This window comes from gamma proteobacterium symbiont of Axiagastus rosmarus (assembly GCF_059730925.1).
This window is the reverse complement of the sequence record NZ_AP035925.1, coordinates 2390500-2409513: the sequence shown is the minus strand read 5'-3', so window position 1 is coordinate 2409513 and position 19014 is coordinate 2390500. Positions and strand designations below refer to the sequence as shown.

Sequence of the window (19014 nt, the reverse complement as noted above, 5' to 3'; positions counted from 1 at the left end):
TTGTTCCTGTGTGGAGATATTCTGTCGTTTAACTACTTAATTATTTTTATCAATGGGGTGACATATGACACAACGACGTGGTGGTGCAGGTAATTTTGCAGAAAATACCGAGCGTGCTCGCGAAGCGGGTAAAAAAGGCGGCAGCGTCAGCAGCGGGAATTTTAAAAACTGTCCTGAAAGGGCAGTAGAAGCGGGCAGACGCGGTGGAAAAGTAAGTCGTCGCGGCAAAACCGCAGCGGCGGAAGCTTAAACCGCCTTCTATAATATAAATGCAGTCAGCGTAATCAGTTAAGCTACCCTGAGGCGGCTTAATCGGTAACGCAGCGGCGCAATTCAGGGAGTGGTCCATTGCGCCGCACGCATTTTATATCACCAGCTGCCGTGCTGCAGGGAACGAAAAATGACGCGCGGTAATATCTGATAAGCGCAGCGGCTGCAACCACCAATAACGATTGTTAGCGCGAGAGGAAATAAGTAACAGGCAGATTAGGTGGCACTGATAACGAAGCGATACGTTATCGACTCATTATTAATGTGGACCTGATCGGGCGTTGGCGATGTTAAAAAATTTCAATTTATGCATGGGTTAATAACTTTTCGGTAGCACTTTTTGCAACAAAAATCCCCCATTCAGTTGTTTATCCTCTTGTACAGATTTTGAAAAACTTGTACAACTTAGCCAGAACATTTTTCTGACAATTTAATGTTAACGGGAGTCACTTATGCGCCAGAACGGATACACTCCGAACTCAGTCGAGGCGATTGCCAACTATTTTAGCAAAGCTACGCTGCCTTCGCAGCAGGAGACGCTGGGCCAGGTCGTGGTCGAAATCCTGCGTGAAGGCCGTAATCTGAACCGTAAATCGCTGTGTACTAAGCTGCTGCGTCGTCTGGAGCTCGCTTCTACCACGGAAGAAGAGCACCATTATCACCAGCTGATTGGCCTGCTATTTGAACGCGAGAGCTGAGAGCGAAGCGAAAGCGTCCAGGTTGTACACACGAAAACGCCATTCTGATAACGTATCACTGCATGTATGACTTGTGACGGGCTGTATCGCGCCGCAGGATAGCGGCGCTGTTTTTCTGTCGCGTTCCCGGTCGGGGCAGGCAGCATGCAGAGATTTATTATGTTATGAACAGAAGCGAACACCAGACTCTTATTGATGAGATCATCGGCGAAGCGGCGTTAACGCTGCTGCAGCGCTCCGGGCCGGTCACCACCCAGGCGTTGCTTGATGAGCTCCACATTATGCAGCAGCAGGCCAGCGATGATGCGCAGGCGGCTGCGATTCGCACGGCAATCGATGAAGTCCGGTCGAGCATGACGGCTGGACAAAAGCGGCGTGGCGAACAATCGGATCGCGATAATGTGCATCCGCTGTTTGGCCACAACGGTCAGGGTGGCGGCAGCCGCAAGCACTGACTGACAGTTAAATTATAATCTGACTGTATTGCTCACAGTACGGGAAAAGAACGATGTCGGAGAATCACTCTCTCTATTCTGCGCTGCCGGACACGGAACTGGCGGCGCATTTTCGCGATGCCGGAGTGGCATTGAGTGAAGAGGCCGCGGTACTGAATGATGTCATTCGTAGCGTGCTGGCCAGCGAAGGCCGCGTCAGTAACAAATCCATCATTCTATGTCTGATTATGGCGCTGGAAGCGACACAGGACGAAGCGCAGGCAAGTGTGCTGCGCAGAACGCTGGAAATTGTGGTGGGTTATACGCCAGACGACGCCTGAGGTAGTGGTCCCCGCGCAGGCGGGGATCGGTTCAGTGCATAAGATCTGCCAGTAGCCTTATTGCGGCATCGCAGCGATGCCGGAAATCCTCATCACGCGCGTCTGCTTTCATCGTATGCAGCACCTGCGTCACGTCATGTATCCTGAATACGCTACCTTCCCTGATAAAGTCCGTCACCGCGATGCCTATCAGCGCATACAGATCCGGTGCAGGACGGTTAACTTGTTTCACGTCACCTCCGGGACTTGTATATCCGTACAGTGTTGCACAGGTGATAACAACTCAACACCTTTTTCTGCTGTCAGTGAAAATGGCCCAGGTTATTCGTCAGACAGATTGCCAGGCGTTATCACGCTGCGCGAATAGTAATACGCTGCTGTAGCAGATTCATGCAACTAAAAAATGGTTAAGCATGCCGATAACTCTATTTTAGCGCTGCGCTTATTGCGCCCGGAACATTCACCGACACGCTGCGCGGCGGGCGGGAATTATCGCGCCTGCTGCGACCGAGATTAAATTTATGCAGCCAGCTGCGATACTGCCTGATTAATTCCTGCGCATTTTTTTCATCACTGACGCGACAAATAAACAGCTGGCTCATGGTCTGGTGCTCAGCCGCCGTGGCGTAGATCTCGCAGGCCATCTCGCGTTGCTGCAGTTCAATCGCCGTAAAATGTAACTGCGGCCACTGCTGCAGTCGGTTAGCGAACATTTTATAGTCCATTTTAGGATCCTTTTATTTTTCTATTTTCTACTGGTATTACCTGTAAAGGCACAATAGACCAAAAGTGAAAAAGCGCCAGTTTTGCGGGTCACGACCCATTAAATAGTGCACAAAATGAAAAAAATATTAACGTGTACAGCTTTTACCGCTGCGCTTATATTTTCGTGAAAGATTGAATAAGCGCAGCGGCTAATAGCGACAGTGCAGAAATACCGTCTGGCTCGCAGCATCGCCTATCCTCTATTAGGGTTAACTGATGGCTAACCAAAGGAGAAGAGGGCATGACCAATCCGAGTGCCGCCGATGAACTGGCGCTGATCGATCGCTACTGGCGCGCCGCCAATTATCTGTCCGTCGGGCAAATCTACCTGATGGCCAATCCGCTGTTACGCGAACCACTGCAGCCCGGGCATATCAAGCCACGTCTGCTCGGCCACTGGGGCACGACGCCCGGCCTGAACTTTATCTATGCGCACCTCAACCGCATCATCCGCCAGCGCGAGGTGGATCTGCTGTACGTCTGCGGCCCGGGGCACGGCGGGCCGGGGATGGTGGCGAACAGCTGGCTCGAAGGCAGCTACAGCGAAATCTATCCGCACGTCAGTGAAGATGCCGCCGGTATGCAGCGCCTGTTTAAGCAGTTTTCGTTTCCCGGAGGTATTCCCAGCCATGCGGCACCAGAAACGCCGGGCTCGATTAATGAAGGCGGCGAGCTGGGCTATTCGCTGTCGCATGCGTTTGGCGCGGTTTTCGATCATCCGCAGCTGATCGTACCCTGCGTGATTGGTGACGGCGAAGCCGAAACCGGGCCGCTTGCCGCCAGCTGGCACGGCATCAAATTCCTCAATCCGCAGCGTGATGGTGCGGTGCTACCCATTCTGCATCTGAACGGCTACAAAATTGCCAACCCGACGCTGCTGGGGCGCAGCAGTGATGACGATCTGCAGCAGCTGTTCAGCGGTTACGGTTATGAGCCGCTGTTTGTCTGCGGGCACGAGCCGGCCGACATGCATCAGCAGATGGCGGCAGCGCTGGATAACGCGTTTGATAAGATTGCCGCTTATCAGCAGCAGGCACGCAGCGGCCAGGCAGAGCAGGCGATCCCGCGCTGGCCGATGATTGTGCTGCGCAGCCCGAAGGGCTGGACCGGCCCGAAAGAGGTGGACGGTAAAAAGGTGGAAGATTTCTGGCGTGCGCATCAGGTGCCGGTGGCGGCGTGTCGCGAAGACGCGTCGCATCGGCAGGTGTTAGAGCAGTGGCTGCGCAGCTATCAGCCGGAGGATCTGTTTGACGAGGCGGGTAAGCTCAGGCCGGAACTGCGTGCGCTGGCGCCGCAGGGGGATAAACGCATGAGCGCCTCACCCTATGCCAACGGCGGACGGCTGCGCCGCACGCTCAACACGCCTGACATCCGCGAGTTTGCGCTCGACACCGGCGCGCCGGGCAGCCAGCGCGGCGAAGCCACTAAGCAGTTCGGCCACTACCTCAGCGCGATTTTTCAGCGCAACGCCGATAACTTCCGTCTGTTCGGGCCAGATGAGACCGCCTCGAATCGCCTGACGCCGGTCTTTGACGTCACCAGCCGCAGCTGGATGGCAGACATCGAACCGTATGATGAGCAGCTGGCGCGTGACGGTCGGGTGATGGAAATTCTCAGCGAGCATCAGTGTCAGGGCTGGCTGGAGGGCTATCTGCTCACCGGACGACACGGGCTGTTTAACTGCTATGAAGCCTTTATTCATATCATCGATTCGATGTTCAATCAGCACGCCAAATGGCTGAAGGTGACGCGCAAGCTGGGCTGGCGCCAGCCGATCTCGTCGCTCAACTATCTGTTGTCTTCACACGTCTGGCGCCAGGATCACAACGGTTACAGCCATCAGGATCCCGGTTTTATCGATCACGTGGCGAATAAAAAGGCGGATATCGTGCGCATCTATCTGCCGCCAGACGCGAACACCCTGCTGTGGGTGGGCGATCACTGTCTGCGCACCTGGGATCGCATCAACGTGATTGTCGCTGGCAAGCAGCCGTCACCGCAGTGGCTGGACATCGACAGCGCCATTGCCCACTGTGAGGCGGGTATGGGCGAATGGCGCTGGGCGAGCGATGACGGCGAGCCGGACGTGGTGATGGCCTGCGCCGGCGATGTGCCCACCATGGAGACGCTGGCGGCGGTGGATCTGCTGCGAAACTATCTGCCCACGCTGCGCATTCGCGTGGTCAACGTGGTGGATCTGCTGGCGCTGCAGACGCAGCAGCAGCACCCGCACGGCAAGTCGGAAGAGGATTTCGATGCGCTGTTTACCCGCGACAAACCGGTAATTTTCGCCTTTCATGGCTATCCCAGCCTGATTCATCGTCTGACCTATCAGCGCAGCAACCACGCCAATTTCCACGTGCACGGCTTCAACGAAGAGGGCACCACCACCACGCCGTTTGATATGACGGTGCTCAACGAGCTGGACCGCTATCATCTGGCGCAGGCGGCGATTTTGCATGTGCCGGGCCTGGCCGATCGCCATCCTGAATTGCTCGACGACCTGCAGCAGCGCATCGCGGAGCACCACCGCTACGTGCGCGAATACGGTGAAGACGTGCCGGAAGTACGTAACTGGCTGTGGCCGGGCTAACCCGACCCGGGCGCGAAAAAAAACCGCCTGAGAAGGCGGTTTATGGTTTATTCGGCCTGTTTATCCCCGGATTCAGGCGCGCTGGTTTCGTCATCTTTCGGCTTCTGGTCGGGGCTGTTTTTACGCGGATCGTAATCCGGCTGGTCGCCGTGAACGGGACGATCGGTCATTGTATACTCCTTAACGGTTACCATGTGAACCCGCGCCACCGTTGCCAGCTGCGCGGATGAAAGGGTGGCTGCGCGGCTCAGCCCGGAACATTCTGCCGCTTCTCTGTGTGCTGATGTTTCCCCATAGCCAGTGCGCTGGCGCTGGCCGGATCGAACAGCGACAGGCTTTCAATCTGGTCGACCATCAGCACCTTACGGAACTCCAGCGCGCTTTTGGGTTTGGAGACAAAGCTAATCTCGTGCTGGTGATACCAGCGGCTGTAGTTATGCTCAATCGCCAGATTCAGCGTGCGCGAATCGCGATAGCCGCTGAGCATCGGAATAAGCACGATATTGGCGGTGCTGGGATATTCAAAGGTGGCAGCGTGAATCATGCCGATGTAGATACGGCGCGATTTCAGCGTAACCCAGGCCAGTTCGCCTTCTTCCATGCAGTGCAGCAGCAGTTGTTCAATACCGTTAGAGCGCGACAGGCGCTGATATAGCTCTTTGCGACTGCCGGCGGTCAGCCGCGCGCTGCCGGAATTGGAACGATACACACAAAACAGCACGGCAAACGCCAGCATGATCACCACCGGTGCCTGAATGCCGAGAAAACTCCATGTCATGAAATCGACGTGCCAGCGCGCATGGAGATCGGCAGACAGCGCCAGGCTGTTATTGATGGCCGATGCCGCCAGCAGTAGCAGCCAGACCAGGCCGGTGGCGACCACGCCCTGAACGACAAAAATGCAGCCGTACAGCGCAATGAGAAAATAGACGTCCCAGCCAAAGGAGCGTTTTATTTTCAGGCGGCTGGACATATCGCGACTGGTGTACCAGTAGCCGCAGACCATCAGCACCATAAATATCGCGGTTCCCATCAGATATCCTTTAAGCGCTTAATATGATCGGCGAAGTCCTGCTGTACCTGCGGGCTGAGGGGATTAACCGAAGCGTTACCGTCTTCGTCAATAATAATCCGGTCACCTTCCTGAATGGATTCACGAATATCCTGGCGGCTCATCACCTGCAGTAATGATTCCGGACTGGAAAAAAGAGAGGTAAAATAGCGCAATATCACGTCAGGCTGTTCCTGTAAGGCAATAAATAGTTAATTGATCATATAACGTTTTCTGCCAGATTCAGGCGGTTTCAGAGTTATCTGTTAAACGTGAGGAAAGTCAGCGCAGGGTAAGACAATAATCCGGGGGGTAACGGCGCGCTCCCTGCGCCATGGCCGCCTCATCCTGTGCTGGCCGGCTAATCACGAGCCGCGATTGCTGCTCTGACCGCCTTTTTTACCGGCTTCGGACGCTTTTTCGCGGTCGTTTTTAAAGTTGCCGCCGCTGTGCTGTCCGCCTTTTTTACCGGCTTCTGATGCTTTCTGTTTATCTTCTGCGAAATTACCTGAACCGCCTCGATGCTGAGTCATAATATATCCTCTTCATGAGTAATAAATAACATGACGTTGTTGCGCTGTCATGTGCGTGTTGCGTATTTAATAGTAATCGCTGGTGCTATTTCTGCAAGCGTGACGGCGCATAAAAAAGGGCGTTTTTATTTTTAATCTTAGTTTGTTGAAATAACAATAATTCTGCGCTGTCGCTGCGCTTATTTAAAACTTTTGCGGCGGTGAAGTAATAAAATGAAACACTCCAGTGCACCCAACCGGCCGGGCCAGACAGCTGACCCGGCGCCGTGAGCCACGCTAAATAACCATGCCTAAAATCTGCAGGATGCTCTGTTGCGAAGCAGTAATAAAAGGAATGTCTTTGATGTGCTGCATGCCAAAGGCTTCATAAAATTTGCGTGCGCGCACGTTCTCGCCCATCACTTCCAGCCACAGATAGCCTTCCTGCTTATCGCGTGCGGCGTGGATAATGCTTTCGAACATGCGCCGGCCATAGTTTTTACCGGTTTCCTGCGGATTGAGGTAGAGCTTATTCAGCTGGGCACCGCTCATGCCGGAGTCCGGTACCGGCGTATTCCAGGTCACTTTGGCAAAGCCGATGGGTTTGTTGGTTTCGGCAATCAGCCAGCTTTCGTTGGGGGCCACCAGGCTGCTGCGCAGTTCGGCCAGGCCGTACTCTTTATCGATGAATTCATCCAGCTCGGCTTCGGAGACCCACATATGTTTGAAGTGGGCGCTGTAGGTCATGCGCCCCAGCTGATGCAGCAGTTCGGCATCATCAGGCTGCGCGTTGCGTATGGTGAATTCCATGCCAGTCTTCCTTCAGTTTTTATGTTTTATCCTGCGTTACGGCAGAGTGGGGGTGTCAGCGGGCATCCTGCCCGTACAGGTGACCCGTCATTATGCGCGAATCAAACCGGGTGTCATCCCTTTTGCGGTAAGGATGTTGGCTGAATGTCTTGATTTTTTAACAGGAAAGGAGGCAGGCGCAGGATGTCCAGCGGGCGGAGCATCCTGAATTGAGGCGGGTGGTGCGAATTAAAAGCCGTAACTGGTGAGGCGATGGTAAAAATCCATATGGTTTTTGCAGCCCAGCTTGCGTGAGATGGTGTTCTTGTAGTGGCTGATGGTCTTATTGCTGAGGTGCAACGCATGCCCGATCTCAGTCATGCGGCGCGGACCCGCCAGCCAGCGCAGCAACGTGAACTCGCGCTCGGTCAGCACATCGGCATTGCCGTGCGGTGCGGCGACGGTGGCAACGTTTTCCGGCGTCAGCACTGCACTGACCAGCGTCGCCAGCGGGCATTTTTTACTCAGGATCAGCGCTTTCTTCAGGTGGCGGGCCACGTAATTCAGCACGGCTTCATCGCTGATGTCGGTGAGAATCACCAGCTCAACGCCCGGCGTTTTGAGCTGCATCAGCAGCAGGCTACGCAGCGTCTCTTCCAGGTTTTTACTGGCAAAATGCAGCTCGCTGATCACCACGTTGCGCCCGTGTCCGGTGGGGATTGGGTCATCCGGCGAGGTGAGCGTCAGGCAGCTTATCATCTGCCCGGAAAAGTAGAGGCGCAGACCTTCCGTAATCCAGCGGTCGCTATCCATAGTGAAGATGTTCAGCATTGTTTCCTCCTGTGCTCGCGGTTAACCCATTTGAACGGAAACCGCGCGGAGCCGATATCAGACGGCCTGCGTCAGGTTGTAGGAAAAGGCTGAGAAATGTCCGGGATGGCTGAGCTGCAGGGGGACAACATGAAAGCTGGTTTCTGATGAATGAAGCAAAACCGGTACGGTGGCGAACCGGGGAGATCGCCCGGGATGATGTCAGCTGCCACTGTTGCTCTGCAATTTCATTTTCCTGTCATTTTTAGTCTTTAGGGTGTCAGCTCCTCTGTATGGACATGAATAATATGAAAAGAAAAACGCTTCCTTTGATTCTCGGTTGTACCCTCTCGTTATCCACGCTAGCGGCGCAGCCGCAAACCGAACGCTATAGCGTCACTTTTCCTCAGGGGACGCGCGTCAGCTACAGCGGTGCGTTCGCCAGCGCGTTTCCGGAGGGTTTGCCGGTGGGCATCGGTTCCGGTTTGCTGTTTACCGGCAGGCAGGGAGACACGCTCAACTTTGTGACCGTCACCGACCGCGGACCGAACGCCGACTCGCCTGACATGGGTAAACAGGAGTCGAAAATTTTCGTCACGCCGGACTTCGCGCCACTGCTGATGAATATCCAGGTGAAGAACGGCAAAGCGCAGGCGACGGACGCCCGACCGCTGCACGACGCAAAGGGCAATATTAACGGCTTGCCGCTGCAGAATGGCGTCATCGGGTCAACCAATGAGATCGCGCTAAGCGATAAATTGAACGTGCTGCAGGGCGATAACCGGGGTCTGGATACGGAAGGCATTACGCTGGACGGGAAGGGCGGATACTGGCTGTGCGATGAGTATGGTCCGTTCCTGATTAACGTTGATAAGCAGGGCAGGATTCTGGCGATTCACGGGCCGCAGGCCATGGAAGGGGAAAAATCGATCGCGGGTGGTCTGCCGAACGTTCTTAAATGGCGCCAGCCAAATCGTGGCTTTGAAGGGATCACGCGCATGCCGGATGGACGTATCATCGCCGCGGTGCAGAGCACGCTCGATATCAACGGGAAAAGTAAAAAGCAGGCACGCTTTACCCGCCTGGTGAGCTTCGATCCGGCCACCGGGAAAACCGCGATGTATGGTTACCCTATCGACAGCGAGGCGTACAGTAAAAACAGCGACGCGAAAATTGGCGATATCGTGGCGATCGATAATCAGCATATCCTGCTGATTGAGCAGGGCAGCGACAAAGACGACGCGATGCGTAACCTTATCTATAAGGTGGATCTCAGTCAGGCTAGCGATCTGGCCGCATTCGATAAGGCCGGTGACTACCCGGAGTTTGACGACGCCAAAACGCTGGCGCAGCGCGGCATCGTGCTGGCAACGAAAACGCGGGTGGTGGATCTGCGTCAACTCGGCTGGCAGCAGGAGAAGGCCGAAGGGCTGGCGCTGATCGACAGCAACACGCTGGCGGTCATCAATGACAATGACTTCGGCGTGAAAATGGTGCTACAAAATCCGGTGGAAGGTAAGAAGCGCAAGGATTATCGGGTCAACGACCAGGGCAGGCTGACGGTAGATGACAAGCCGGTTGCCACCACCATCAGCGTGAAGCCGCTGGATAAAGCCAGATCGGACAGTGAGTTGTTTATCATAACGCTGGCGGAACCGCTGCAACCCTAGAGGCTGCCGTGCTGGCGCTGAACACCGGTGCCAGCACGAAAACGCTTAAGGCTGAATGACTCCCCGTTGTGTCATCGGGGAGGTCATCGCGGCCTCGTGTTTAACAGGATGTGGAAACTCAGGGTGGCTATTGCTCAGGTGATTAAGAGATATCGCCTGATAAATTTACCCTGATACAGCGCACAGCCATTAAATGGCCTGAAACGGCAGCGTCAGTTCCTGGGATAAGGCAGACTGACTCTCAGGAAAAATTTTTGCCTGGAGTGAGAAGCAGGCATTGATTCATAGATTAAGGCAAATAATCGCGCGGCGTTGCATTCAGGATGGAGCGAAAAGCAGCGGTATAAGCAGCAGGACATGAAAAACCGAGCTTATAAGCGACCTGTTTGATAGGGATGTTATTAGCAAGGAGATCTAACGAAGCATAAATTCTTGCTCTTTGCTTCCAGGTTCTGAAACTAAAACCCGTATCCTTAATAAACAATCGCGAAAAGGTACGTTCAGACATTGACGCGATAAAAGCCAGATCGCTCAGTGGTATTTCCCAGCGATGATTTACCACAAGTTCTCTGGCCGCAGAGAATAATCGCTCATCACGTGGCATTGGAAGTTCCGCAGTAAGAGAAGGCGCTTCGCTGAGTATTTCCAGAAGCAACAGAGCCATTTTCCGCTGGCTCGGTCTGTTGTAGTTATCACTGAACAGACCGGTTATCAGTTCTTTCACCAGTGGCGTAGCCGTAATGACATGCACCTGGTCACTCTTCGCAAAATTTGTACATTCCGCGATAAGGCTGTCACTGAAATAGACGGCCCTGAGATCTGTGTGAGACAGCAGATTGTAACTATGTATCTGCAGAGGCGGTAGCCACAATGCACGCTGAGGGGGGATAACCCAGCGGTTGTTTTCCGTTTCGACCAGCATCACGCCTCTGGTTGCATAGAGGAGTTGCCCTTCAAGGTGATGATGAGGAGGATCGGTTTCTCCTCGCTGATAGCTAATCGCTGTGCCGGACCAGCCAGTGGATGCTTCATGTCTTGGCGCTTTATCTATACTACCTGGCATTTCAGATTAGAGTCCTGCAACTATGATGCTGCCTCGAAACCATCCGGTGTACCAACTCACTGGATGAGTGTGTCGTTTATCAGTCAGATTATCACAGGTATAACAGGAGCCTATCCTCATGCGGGTACACTTTATCGTACATGAAAGTTTTGAAGCGCCAGGGGCTTATGAAACATGGGCCAGAAATCAAGGTCATAATGTGACTTACTCGCGTGTATACGCAGGCGATGAGCTACCCGTGGACGCCGAAGGTATTGATTTCCTGATCGTGATGGGCGGTCCGCAGGACCCGTCCACGACCCAGAGAGAGTGTCCGCACTTCGATGCGAAAGGCGAGCAGGCGCTGATTGCTGCTGCTGTTAAAACCGGTAAAGCCGTTATCGGTATCTGCCTTGGCTCACAGCTGATCGGTGAGGCGCTGGGCGCGCCGTTTGCTCACAGCCCTGAAAAAGAGATTGGTAAGTTCCCGATCACGCTAACTGAAGAGGCTCGCGAGGATGCGTTGTTTTCTCACTTTGCGAAGTCGCTTGAGGTCGGTCACTGGCATAACGACATGCCGGGCCTGACCGCGGATGCAAAAATCATCGCCTACAGCGAAGGCTGTCCCCGCCAGATCGTTTCCTATTCAGATCGCGTCTTTGGTTTTCAGTGCCACATGGAACTGACGCTGGATGTTGTAGAACGGCTCATCGCTCATTCGCAGCAAGACCTGAGCCGAGCCGCAGAGTATCGCTTTGTTCATACGCCAGAAGAACTTCGTGCGCACGACTACAGCGAAATGAATCAGGTACTTTTTGGCTTCATGGATAAGCTCGAAGCGCGCTACAAATCAGCTTAAACACCGCTTTATGCCCGGTGATGTTTATCTCCGGGCATTCTTTATCAGAAGCTGATACATGCAGGCACCATGACCTTTTGTGCACCCTTCAAACCCTACTTTCTATCAACTGCTCGGCACAGGACCGATTCCGCCGGAGCGTTACTTAAGGTCCAGAGCGGCCATCACTGCTGCTACATCTGCCACCTCTGCGGCCGATAAGGGTAACAGGGGACGAGGCAGACAGTCGGCTTCGGTCAGCCCCAGTATGCCTGCTGCCGCTGCGATCACGCGGATACTTCCGCCATGCTTACGGAACAGATCCCATAAAGGTTGCAGGCGGTGAGTTAAGGCAGTAACGCGTTCAGCGTCGTTAATGGCTGCGGCCTGCGTAATTTGTTTGGCGGTTTCCGGGAAGATACCGCCGCAAACAGAATACCAGACTTCGCAACCGGCATTCAGCCCCAGCCCCGCACTGGCGTCACCACTAATACCCAGGGTCACGCCAGGACGAAGATGTTGTCGTAATGCAGCAACGCGTTCAGCTGCAGCGATGGGGGTATCCGGTACTCCCGGAATTTTAATTGAGCGAATCCCTTTCAGTGACGACAGCTGCCCGAGCAGTTCGTCGGTAAAGCGGAAATGCGTGGTGCCGGGGTTGTCATAAACACAAACCGGTACTGAAGCATGGCGGGTAACCGTCTCAAAGAGGGCATACACCTCTTCATTACGCAGCGGCTGGTAACTCATCGCCGGCAGCAGCAGCGCAGCAGCGCCTGCGGACTGCGCATCTTCAGCCAGATGCAGTACGGCATCGGTACTGATAGCACCCACGCAAACCATCACGGGAATCTCCCCGGCAACCTGACGGGCCAGCGTTGCGCTGCGTTTGCGCTGTTCCCTGCTCAGGTAAGCATAGCTGCCGGTTGAACCCAGAACCCCCAAAGAATCGACACGGGCTGCCGTCAGGCGAGCCAGGATCTTCGTGAATCCCTGTTCATCGACACCACGCGCGGTGACAGGCGTTAACGGGAAAGCAGACAAGCCGGTGAACATGCAGAGTCTCCAGAACTGAGTTAAAGGTGTTACTCGCCGATGAGGGTGACGTTACACTGCCGTCCGGGCATCATTTCTTCAAGGCCGTCGGTCAGCATCTTTCCGGCTTCATGCAGCTGATCGGGCGGCATCTGCGGCAGACTTTCCAGAATAAACCACATGTGTTGCGCTTCAACGCTTAAGCGAGTCCTGATTCCCTGCCGCCAGTTCCAGCGACGGCAGGTTACGCCGGCATCATCACACCAGACGACTTCGCCAGGCGCAGGATATTCCACCGCCATAACCCCTTCTTTCATGGTATCAAAGGGTTCCGTGCCTGTTGCCACCGTCAGGCGAGGTGCACCCCGGTACGCGGCAATATTTTCTCCCCCTACGGGCACGGCATAACGCAGACTGACAGCGTTATAAAGATCAACGACCGGATCGAGCGCGGGCAGGGTGCCATCGCGAAGCACGCGTTTGCGTAGCGCCTCAGCAGAACAGGGCGTGCGTTTGGGTTTGGCACCAAATTTCTGAAACACATCGGCCCATGCGGCCAGATGGGATTCAGCCCAGTTGGGGGAATCTGACAGCACCGCCTCACAGGCCGCCTTCAGTGCCGTTACCCCGACGTGCGGATTCACGACAGGCGCTGCCTGCACGCTGATGCTGAGCGCCCGAAAACCGGGGGCGATTTGATAGACTTCAGGGGAAATTGACGGGGAAACGATTAACACGCGATAATCCTGTAATGACCATTTTATTTCATAATATCGACCAATGACCAAAAAAGTCAATTTAGTGACCTTTGCCGGTGCAGATGTCAACACGGTTAATGAAGCCGTATCTCTGCGGATTAAGCAGTTTCGTAAACAAAGAAAAATTTCTCTCGATGAGTTATCCCGCAAAGCCAGTGTCAGTAAGGGGATGCTGGTTGAGATAGAAGGGTGCAAGGCTAATCCCAGCATTGCACTGCTATGCCGGCTTGCTGCTGCCATGGGCGTGTCCGTGGCGGATTTTGTTGATGTCAGCGCCAGGCCTGATGTGCACATCATCGCTGATACGGACATCCCCGAACTCTGGACAGGAGACAAAGGGGGAAGTGCCAGGCTGCTGGCCGGCTCAGGTGGACCCGATATGCTTGAGCTGTGGCTGTGGGAAATGCGGCCAGGCGAAAAGTTTGAATCACCCGGGCATACCTCAGGCACGCTGGAGCTACTGCACGTAAAATCCGGAACCCTCACGCTTGGCGTGAAAGAGAGCGTATTTCAGGTAACGGCGGGATCCTCCGTTACAGCCAAAACCGATGTTCCACATTTCTACGCAAACCAGGGAGAAAACACGCTGAACTTTATCATGACGGTAAATGAAAAAGCGTCATAAACGTTTTTCAATGGACGGCCAAAGAAGCCCTGATTTGTGCGCAAATAATCATCCTTGGTTTTCGCTATTCATGTCCGTTTCTGCCACCAGGCGGACTGTGTATTCGCCATGAGCGAGGAGCGGATATTAGCGACAAAGAGCCGGGGAATATCACATAGCGGCCAGGTCGATATCGCACATGGCTTGATCTAATAGCCGCTGGCGCCTTATTAAGGTGTATAAAATATCCGGATCGCTACCAGAATGGATCGATGAGGATATCTGACTACACCGTTGGAATAGTGCCGCCATCGATGACAAATTCAGTACCGGTGATCGCGGCAGCATAAGATGATGCGAGGAAGACAATGAGATTTGCTACCTCAATGGGTTGAGAAGGGCGTCCCAGCGGAATACCGCCAAGTGCCTTCATGATGATCTGCTTACCGCCTTCGTAATCTGTTCCTGCCTGCTGCGCCAGCCGTTCCGCCATGGCCACGGAAGCTTCGGTTTCGATCCAGCCGGGTGCCACGCGAACCACCCGAACCCCCTGCGACGCAACCTCTTTCGACAGGCTTTTACTGTAGGCTGACAGCGCCGCTTTCGCTGCTGCATAACCCGTGGTTGATTCTGGTAAGGGCAGTTCTCGCTGGATAGAAGTGACATGGATGATCACTCCGCCCCCCTGCTGCAGCATGGCAGGCAACAGCGCACGATCTAAACGTACCGCGGGCAACAGATTAAGATTGAGCTCCTGTTGCCACTCCTCTTCACCCAATGCTGCAAAGCCACCACCGGGTGCAGTAGAACCGCCAGCCACATGAACAATGATGTCGACGCCTCCCAGATGTGTCTGAACGGCTTCCGCGACTGAGTTACACCCTTTAACCGTGGTCAGGTCTGCCGTTACGAAAGCGTCTGCTCTACATTCTGCGGATGCGTGGCGTGCGGTTGTTAATACTGTTGCACCCAGCTGTTTGAATAGCCCAACTACCGCTTTACCCACACCTTTGGTACCCGCAGTGACCAATATGCGTTTACCGTGGAAATCGAGATCACATGGCATTGGAGAATCTCCGGTCTGTTGATGTGGCAGTACAATAATCAGTAATGCTGGCAATATCGCCACCCTTGCTGAGCGCGAAGTCGTCATAAATAGCGAGCAGTAATGTAAATGGCATAGACCTGTACTCCCTTTGTTTACAGTACGGTCATATTCCACATAGACTGTTAAATTGACAAGTACGCACAAAAAAGTGAGTTACTGAATGATGAGTAAGTTATACAGTCCGGAATCAGCCGCAAGCGGAGTGGCGCAGGTTATTCAACTGCTGGAAGGGCGCTGGAAATTAATCATCCTTTTTCATCTGTTCGACGGCAAAGTACAGCGCTATTCAGATTTTGAAAAATTAATTCCCGGTATTTCGCAGAAGATGCTGGCGCAACAACTGAGACAGCTGGAAGCCGACGGTATAGTGTCGCGGATGGTGTATCCTCAGGTGCCACCGAAAGTGGAATATCGACTCACTGAATGGGGACAGGCACTTTGTCCTGCTCTTGATGCCATGCTGAAATGGGCGGAAAGGCGCCCGACTTAACCAGCCTCCCGCCGGATGCCATCAATTTCCGCCGTGCTCTAAAATTAATGCTGCGAATCCGGCAACGCTCCACCTTAAAGTGCAGCGATTATCGCGGCTTCCATTTTTTCCGGGGGCGTGATCGGTGCAAAGCGTTTCAGCGGCTGGCCGTCGCGTCCGATGAGAAACTTGGTGAAATTCCACTTAATCCGTCCGCCCAGCACGCCGGGTAGTTCCGCTTTCAGATAGCGAAATATCGGGTGCGCTGCGCTGCCGTTAACCTCGACTTTGCCGAACATCGGGAAGCTTACCCCGTAATTAACATGACAGGTTTGTGAGATGTCATCAGCGTTTCCCGGTTCCTGCTTACCGAATTGATTGCAGGGATAGCCAAGCACCACCAGACCCTGCGCGGCATATTTCTGATAGAGCGCTTCAAGGCCGGCGTACTGGGGCGTGAAGCCGCAATGACTGGCGGTATTCACCACCAGAACCACCTTGCCAGCGTAATCGGCCATTGAGATAGGTTGACCGGTCAGGCTGGTGGCCGAAAACTGATAAAAAGGGGTCATGTCAGTGTCCTCAAAACAGCACAGGTTCGATGTTGATGTTGCCACGCGGGCCCAATAGCGGGCTTCGTAGCCTGGCGCGCACAGCATAACTTTCTGCGCGCCGTTGTCACAATAACACTGACATCTAACCTTACAGACAGAGCCTGATCGCCGGCACAAAACTCTGCCTGCCAGTCTCACTCAGACGCCTCTGCCAGCAGTGCCGCCTGCACAGCTGGGCGCGCATTGATCCTTGCCATGTACGCCAGTAGCGCAGGCCAGCGATTCAGCGTGAGTTTGGACTGGTGTGTTCGCCATCCGGTCAGTCTTCTGTTGCCGCGCAGTCACTGCTGACGACGCTGCGTAAAGAAAGATAAGCGGCGGTCCGGAGGTCACTTCATCTGCTGGCTAACCGTCAGTTTCATAATGAAGGGCCTCGCCGCAATCTGTCAGCCGCATGAAAACCGGGAGGTTAATAAAAATCCGTGGCATCCGTGTGTTATGCCATCATGGCGCAATGACCGCCGACATCTGCTTCAACACTTCGTCACGTGCTCTCAGGCCAGCATTCGGCGTTAACACCTGTTCATCCTGAATCAGTTTGGCAAAAACAATTTTTTTCCTGCCTTTGGTCGCCCAGCCGACATACCAGCCATAGGCATGGTGCGGATCGTATTGATTATTTTTCCCCGGTGAGCCGGTTCCTGTTTTGCCGTGCACCGTCCAGCCCTTAACGCTGACGTCGTAGCGGGTAATATTATCTGTCATGTCATAGGCATGCTTGTTTACATGCAGCTCACGGTTAACGACTTTCCTTAAAAAGCCAATCTGCTGAACCGGTGAAATCTGCAGGGATGACATAACCCACACCCCATTCTGACCGGGGGCGCTGACGTCAACGGCGGAAACATCTTCGTTTCCGTAAGCAAACGCCTTTACATAGTCTTCAAAGCGATGTTGCCCGATTTTTTTAACAACCTGCTGCGAATACCAGAAGACCGAATATTTTAGCCATGCCGTGGGATCGATTTTATTCATCCAGTTTTTACCGCCCCAGTCCGGGTATCCTTGTTGGTAATCCCAGGCGGGTTCCTTTTCATTTTTCAGCACGCCGGCATCAAATCCCATCAGGCTGATGGCTATTTTAAAAGTGGATGCGGGTGTGACTTCTCCACTGCAGTCGTTGCCACTCTCCAGCAGGACTTTGCCTGATTCAGCGTCAACAATCAGGGTGCACAGGTTTTTGGCAAATGCCTGCTGTGAAAATAATATCGCAGCAACAGAGGCCATTACGGCCAGACGGGTTTTCATTGATGATTGAATCCAAAGTTAAATGCTAACGTAATTTACAACCTGAGAAAGGGCACTGAACGCGGTCAGGCTGTGCATAAAGAGACTGTTCACGCCACATCCCTTTATCATCTGCAAATTATCGCGTCCGGTGTGCTTATTAATAACCCTGAGCAGGGGTAAATAAAAACGATTTAATCTGCGCCTGTTTTTTAGGAAAACTAAACGATGCGAAACCGCATTTCCGGATGACAAACGGCGTGAAAACGACGCTATTGCGATCTGCACACCTGCGGCATTTTTCGTCTCGACGGTGATATAAGCGGTAATTAATGGATTGTAGTCCTGCGCCTACATAACCGGTAAGCACATCCGATGGTCAGAGATATTAATACGTGACAAGCTTATCCGCAGTTCACGGCAATCCTCTGCCAGGCATAATGAGAATGTATTTTCAGGAGTGGTTATGCAGCCGGTTAAACGTTGGCAACGCGATGTCTGCAATTTAAATACCCGGGCGTTAACCTGGGTGGCGGCGGGCGCATTTTGCGCGGGCTGCTGGTTATTGATCAGCGTGCTGGTACTAACCCTGTAACGCGTAGCCAGTGCGAAGAGAATTAGCGTCAGCCGGAAGGGAGTCCGCACCAGGGCGTCAGGGATGAAATTTTTGTAGTGGTTGGGGGCGCGTTGCCCCCTTTTTTTTGCCTGCAGACAGGGGTAATGCAATGCGCAGCCCGTGCGATTACGGCCCGAGACGCAGCGTTTCGGCGCGTTTTGCTGTCTCGTAAACGTATTGCAGCATCGGTTCTAAATCGGCATCCGGTCCGGCGCTGATAATTTTGCCGCGCAGCCATTCAATTTCACTGGTGATATCAGGATGAAAGATGGTGTTGTTTTGCGCGTTGCGTAACCACTTCAGCAAAAAGTTATTTTTCCCGCGTACGCCGCCGGACTTCTTGCTGTTCACATAGAGTTTTAACGCAACCAGAATGCAGTAATAGAAATGGACGCGCTGACTATAATTCTGCAACATCTCTTGGCTCTTCATCTGCCGTTTTTCACGCCCGCCAGTGTGCATTGATGTGAAAAGCAGGTCAAACACAATTGGCCGCGCGCCTGTCACAATTGCGAGCGCAACCAACATTTTAAGAATTTCTTTAGCAGCAGATAAATTGTGCCCGTCAGCAGCTGGATGCTTTACCGGGCAGAATAGCCTGTGATTATTTGTTAATAATCACAAAAAAGCACAGCCGTATCTGATAATTAGATAGATCCGATTCTCTAAATGAATTTCCCCTCCGCATCGCCATCTGCAACTCTGTTCTCCGCGCTGGCCACCTTTGCGTTTTACCGGCCGGTGAAATTTTTATTTGCATCAACATGGCT

Annotated in this window: 25 protein-coding genes and 1 pseudogene; 10 read left to right on the top strand and 16 right to left on the bottom strand. The window is 53.5% G+C overall.

Annotation, left to right across the window (positions count from 1 at the left end; genetic code table 11):
* Positions 1–64: 64 nt before the first annotated feature.
* From AC6I8F_RS11260 to AC6I8F_RS11245, 4 genes are all read left to right on the top strand, one after another.
* Positions 65–250, top strand: a complete 186-nt coding sequence (locus tag AC6I8F_RS11260; RefSeq protein WP_071813571.1) for a con-10 family general stress protein — start codon at positions 65–67, stop codon at positions 248–250.
* 472 nt (positions 251–722) lie between these two features.
* Positions 723–968, top strand: coding sequence for a regulatory protein YcgZ (gene ycgZ / locus AC6I8F_RS11255; RefSeq protein ID WP_021506325.1), 246 nt, complete (start codon positions 723–725; stop codon positions 966–968).
* 164 nt (positions 969–1132) lie between these two features.
* The gene (locus AC6I8F_RS11250; RefSeq protein ID WP_058769661.1) at positions 1133–1423 is read left to right on the top strand and encodes a hypothetical protein; all 291 of its coding nucleotides are present in this window, start codon (positions 1133–1135) and stop codon (positions 1421–1423) included.
* 53 nt (positions 1424–1476) lie between these two features.
* A complete protein-coding gene (locus AC6I8F_RS11245; protein ID WP_021506323.1) occupies positions 1477–1743 on the top strand; it encodes a biofilm development regulator YmgB/AriR family protein in 267 nt (88 codons plus the stop codon).
* A gap of 31 nt (positions 1744–1774) precedes the next feature.
* Here the strand turns inward: AC6I8F_RS11245 and AC6I8F_RS11240 are convergent, their stop codons facing one another.
* Together AC6I8F_RS11240 and AC6I8F_RS11235 are read right to left on the bottom strand one after the other, a co-directional pair.
* Positions 1775–1975: a hypothetical protein gene (locus tag AC6I8F_RS11240; RefSeq protein WP_262255857.1), complete on the bottom strand. Its 201-nt coding sequence runs from the start codon at positions 1973–1975 to the stop codon at positions 1775–1777.
* Between the two features lie 193 nt (positions 1976–2168).
* A complete protein-coding gene (locus AC6I8F_RS11235) occupies positions 2169–2468 on the bottom strand; it encodes a hypothetical protein (protein ID WP_021506321.1) in 300 nt (99 codons plus the stop codon).
* Between the two features lie 281 nt (positions 2469–2749).
* Between AC6I8F_RS11235 and AC6I8F_RS11230 the strand changes: the two genes are divergently transcribed.
* Entirely contained in the window at positions 2750–5101 is a 2352-nt protein-coding gene (locus AC6I8F_RS11230) for a phosphoketolase family protein (protein WP_282954167.1), read from the top strand.
* 47 nt (positions 5102–5148) lie between these two features.
* Here the strand turns inward: AC6I8F_RS11230 and AC6I8F_RS11225 are convergent, their stop codons facing one another.
* The 6 genes from AC6I8F_RS11225 to AC6I8F_RS11200 form a co-directional block, all read right to left on the bottom strand.
* Positions 5149–5271, bottom strand: a complete 123-nt coding sequence (locus AC6I8F_RS11225; RefSeq protein WP_255412066.1) for a hypothetical protein — start codon at positions 5269–5271, stop codon at positions 5149–5151.
* 77 nt (positions 5272–5348) lie between these two features.
* On the bottom strand, positions 5349–6134 hold the full coding sequence (locus AC6I8F_RS11220; RefSeq protein WP_058776510.1) for a hypothetical protein: 786 nt from the start codon (positions 6132–6134) through the stop codon (positions 5349–5351).
* Entirely contained in the window at positions 6134–6331 is a 198-nt protein-coding gene (locus AC6I8F_RS11215; protein ID WP_031279223.1) for a hypothetical protein, read from the bottom strand. Before AC6I8F_RS11215 ends, AC6I8F_RS11220 begins: the two co-directional genes overlap by 1 nt.
* Positions 6332–6517: 186 nt before the next feature.
* Positions 6518–6685 carry a con-10 family general stress protein gene (locus tag AC6I8F_RS11210; protein ID WP_021506316.1) on the bottom strand — a complete coding sequence of 56 codons (168 nt, stop codon included), beginning with the start codon at positions 6683–6685 and terminating at the stop codon, positions 6518–6520.
* 276 nt (positions 6686–6961) lie between these two features.
* Positions 6962–7474, bottom strand: a complete 513-nt coding sequence (locus AC6I8F_RS11205; RefSeq protein WP_021506315.1) for a GNAT family N-acetyltransferase — start codon at positions 7472–7474, stop codon at positions 6962–6964.
* A 228-nt stretch (positions 7475–7702) separates the two neighbouring features.
* Positions 7703–8284: a response regulator transcription factor gene (locus AC6I8F_RS11200; protein ID WP_394516663.1), complete on the bottom strand. Its 582-nt coding sequence runs from the start codon at positions 8282–8284 to the stop codon at positions 7703–7705.
* Positions 8285–8571: 287 nt separating this feature from the next.
* On the opposite strand from AC6I8F_RS11200, the gene AC6I8F_RS11195 reads away from it, so the two are divergent.
* The gene (locus tag AC6I8F_RS11195) at positions 8572–9933 is read left to right on the top strand and encodes an esterase-like activity of phytase family protein (RefSeq protein WP_394516662.1); all 1362 of its coding nucleotides are present in this window, start codon (positions 8572–8574) and stop codon (positions 9931–9933) included.
* A 289-nt stretch (positions 9934–10222) separates the two neighbouring features.
* Here AC6I8F_RS11195 and AC6I8F_RS11190 read toward each other — a convergent pair whose 3' ends face one another.
* Positions 10223–10996 carry an AraC family transcriptional regulator gene (locus AC6I8F_RS11190; protein ID WP_241797838.1) on the bottom strand — a complete coding sequence of 258 codons (774 nt, stop codon included), beginning with the start codon at positions 10994–10996 and terminating at the stop codon, positions 10223–10225.
* Between the two features lie 118 nt (positions 10997–11114).
* Here AC6I8F_RS11190 and AC6I8F_RS11185 point away from each other — a divergent pair, with 118 nt between their 5' ends.
* Positions 11115–11834 (top strand): type 1 glutamine amidotransferase, encoded by a 720-nt coding sequence (locus tag AC6I8F_RS11185; protein WP_088515888.1) that lies wholly within the window; start codon positions 11115–11117, stop codon positions 11832–11834.
* 141 nt (positions 11835–11975) lie between these two features.
* Here AC6I8F_RS11185 and AC6I8F_RS11180 read toward each other — a convergent pair whose 3' ends face one another.
* Both AC6I8F_RS11180 and AC6I8F_RS11175 read right to left on the bottom strand, forming a co-directional pair.
* Positions 11976–12869, bottom strand: a complete 894-nt coding sequence (locus AC6I8F_RS11180; protein ID WP_394516661.1) for a dihydrodipicolinate synthase family protein — start codon at positions 12867–12869, stop codon at positions 11976–11978.
* Between the two features lie 29 nt (positions 12870–12898).
* Positions 12899–13585 carry a B3/B4 domain-containing protein gene (locus tag AC6I8F_RS11175; RefSeq protein ID WP_211726270.1) on the bottom strand — a complete coding sequence of 229 codons (687 nt, stop codon included), beginning with the start codon at positions 13583–13585 and terminating at the stop codon, positions 12899–12901.
* A gap of 43 nt (positions 13586–13628) precedes the next feature.
* Here AC6I8F_RS11175 and AC6I8F_RS11170 point away from each other — a divergent pair, with 43 nt between their 5' ends.
* A complete protein-coding gene (locus AC6I8F_RS11170) occupies positions 13629–14231 on the top strand; it encodes a helix-turn-helix domain-containing protein (protein WP_058757649.1) in 603 nt (200 codons plus the stop codon).
* Between the two features lie 265 nt (positions 14232–14496).
* Here the strand turns inward: AC6I8F_RS11170 and AC6I8F_RS11165 are convergent, their stop codons facing one another.
* Positions 14497–15276, bottom strand: a complete 780-nt coding sequence (locus tag AC6I8F_RS11165) for an SDR family oxidoreductase (protein ID WP_058757650.1) — start codon at positions 15274–15276, stop codon at positions 14497–14499.
* Positions 15277–15481: 205 nt separating this feature from the next.
* Between AC6I8F_RS11165 and AC6I8F_RS11160 the strand changes: the two genes are divergently transcribed.
* Complete coding sequence (locus AC6I8F_RS11160) at positions 15482–15808, top strand: winged helix-turn-helix transcriptional regulator (RefSeq protein WP_150361716.1); 327 nt, start codon at positions 15482–15484, stop codon at positions 15806–15808.
* Between the two features lie 74 nt (positions 15809–15882).
* On the opposite strand, the gene AC6I8F_RS11155 is transcribed toward AC6I8F_RS11160, so the two are convergent.
* The 3 genes and pseudogenes from AC6I8F_RS11155 to blaOXA all read right to left on the bottom strand — a co-directional run bounded on the left by AC6I8F_RS11155 (position 15883) and on the right by blaOXA (position 17649).
* Positions 15883–16359 carry a glutathione peroxidase gene (locus tag AC6I8F_RS11155; protein WP_394517469.1) on the bottom strand — a complete coding sequence of 159 codons (477 nt, stop codon included), beginning with the start codon at positions 16357–16359 and terminating at the stop codon, positions 15883–15885.
* Positions 16360–16535: 176 nt separating this feature from the next.
* Positions 16536–16634 (bottom strand): annotated as a pseudogene (locus AC6I8F_RS11150) (glutathione transferase GstA); the annotation flags it as partial.
* A 211-nt stretch (positions 16635–16845) separates the two neighbouring features.
* A complete protein-coding gene (gene blaOXA / locus AC6I8F_RS11145) occupies positions 16846–17649 on the bottom strand; it encodes a class D beta-lactamase (RefSeq protein ID WP_283341767.1) in 804 nt (267 codons plus the stop codon).
* 445 nt (positions 17650–18094) lie between these two features.
* On the opposite strand from blaOXA, the gene AC6I8F_RS11140 reads away from it, so the two are divergent.
* Positions 18095–18223, top strand: coding sequence for a hypothetical protein (locus AC6I8F_RS11140; RefSeq protein WP_256378112.1), 129 nt, complete (start codon positions 18095–18097; stop codon positions 18221–18223).
* A 147-nt stretch (positions 18224–18370) separates the two neighbouring features.
* On the opposite strand, the gene AC6I8F_RS11135 is transcribed toward AC6I8F_RS11140, so the two are convergent.
* Positions 18371–18661, bottom strand: coding sequence for a hypothetical protein (locus tag AC6I8F_RS11135; RefSeq protein WP_031279201.1), 291 nt, complete (start codon positions 18659–18661; stop codon positions 18371–18373).
* Between the last annotated feature and the right edge of the window lie 353 nt (positions 18662–19014).

Excerpts from the sequence above, each read along its gene's own strand:
- AC6I8F_RS11155 (WP_394517469.1), bottom strand. The coding sequence starts at position 16,359 with ATGACCCCTTTTTATCAGTTTTCGGCCACCAGCCTGACCGGTCAACCT.
- AC6I8F_RS11190 (WP_241797838.1), bottom strand. The coding sequence starts at position 10,996 with ATGCCAGGTAGTATAGATAAAGCGCCAAGACATGAAGCATCCACTGGC.
- AC6I8F_RS11250 (WP_058769661.1), top strand. The coding sequence starts at position 1,133 with ATGAACAGAAGCGAACACCAGACTCTTATTGATGAGATCATCGGCGAA.
- AC6I8F_RS11210 (WP_021506316.1), bottom strand. The coding sequence starts at position 6,685 with ATGACTCAGCATCGAGGCGGTTCAGGTAATTTCGCAGAAGATAAACAG.
- AC6I8F_RS11225 (WP_255412066.1), bottom strand. The coding sequence starts at position 5,271 with ATGACCGATCGTCCCGTTCACGGCGACCAGCCGGATTACGATCCGCGT.
- AC6I8F_RS11160 (WP_150361716.1), top strand. The coding sequence starts at position 15,482 with ATGAGTAAGTTATACAGTCCGGAATCAGCCGCAAGCGGAGTGGCGCAG.
- AC6I8F_RS11135 (WP_031279201.1), bottom strand. The coding sequence starts at position 18,661 with ATGTTGCAGAATTATAGTCAGCGCGTCCATTTCTATTACTGCATTCTG.
- AC6I8F_RS11140 (WP_256378112.1), top strand. The coding sequence starts at position 18,095 with ATGCAGCCGGTTAAACGTTGGCAACGCGATGTCTGCAATTTAAATACC.
- AC6I8F_RS11165 (WP_058757650.1), bottom strand. The coding sequence starts at position 15,276 with ATGCCATGTGATCTCGATTTCCACGGTAAACGCATATTGGTCACTGCG.
- ycgZ (WP_021506325.1), top strand. The coding sequence starts at position 723 with ATGCGCCAGAACGGATACACTCCGAACTCAGTCGAGGCGATTGCCAAC.
- AC6I8F_RS11200 (WP_394516663.1), bottom strand. The coding sequence starts at position 8,284 with ATGCTGAACATCTTCACTATGGATAGCGACCGCTGGATTACGGAAGGT.
- blaOXA (WP_283341767.1), bottom strand. The coding sequence starts at position 17,649 with ATGAAAACCCGTCTGGCCGTAATGGCCTCTGTTGCTGCGATATTATTT.
- AC6I8F_RS11205 (WP_021506315.1), bottom strand. The coding sequence starts at position 7,474 with ATGGAATTCACCATACGCAACGCGCAGCCTGATGATGCCGAACTGCTG.
- AC6I8F_RS11170 (WP_058757649.1), top strand. The coding sequence starts at position 13,629 with ATGACCAAAAAAGTCAATTTAGTGACCTTTGCCGGTGCAGATGTCAAC.
- AC6I8F_RS11185 (WP_088515888.1), top strand. The coding sequence starts at position 11,115 with ATGCGGGTACACTTTATCGTACATGAAAGTTTTGAAGCGCCAGGGGCT.
- AC6I8F_RS11220 (WP_058776510.1), bottom strand. The coding sequence starts at position 6,134 with ATGGGAACCGCGATATTTATGGTGCTGATGGTCTGCGGCTACTGGTAC.
- AC6I8F_RS11180 (WP_394516661.1), bottom strand. The coding sequence starts at position 12,869 with ATGTTCACCGGCTTGTCTGCTTTCCCGTTAACGCCTGTCACCGCGCGT.
- AC6I8F_RS11195 (WP_394516662.1), top strand. The coding sequence starts at position 8,572 with ATGAAAAGAAAAACGCTTCCTTTGATTCTCGGTTGTACCCTCTCGTTA.
- AC6I8F_RS11230 (WP_282954167.1), top strand. The coding sequence starts at position 2,750 with ATGACCAATCCGAGTGCCGCCGATGAACTGGCGCTGATCGATCGCTAC.
- AC6I8F_RS11245 (WP_021506323.1), top strand. The coding sequence starts at position 1,477 with ATGTCGGAGAATCACTCTCTCTATTCTGCGCTGCCGGACACGGAACTG.
- AC6I8F_RS11260 (WP_071813571.1), top strand. The coding sequence starts at position 65 with ATGACACAACGACGTGGTGGTGCAGGTAATTTTGCAGAAAATACCGAG.
- AC6I8F_RS11235 (WP_021506321.1), bottom strand. The coding sequence starts at position 2,468 with ATGGACTATAAAATGTTCGCTAACCGACTGCAGCAGTGGCCGCAGTTA.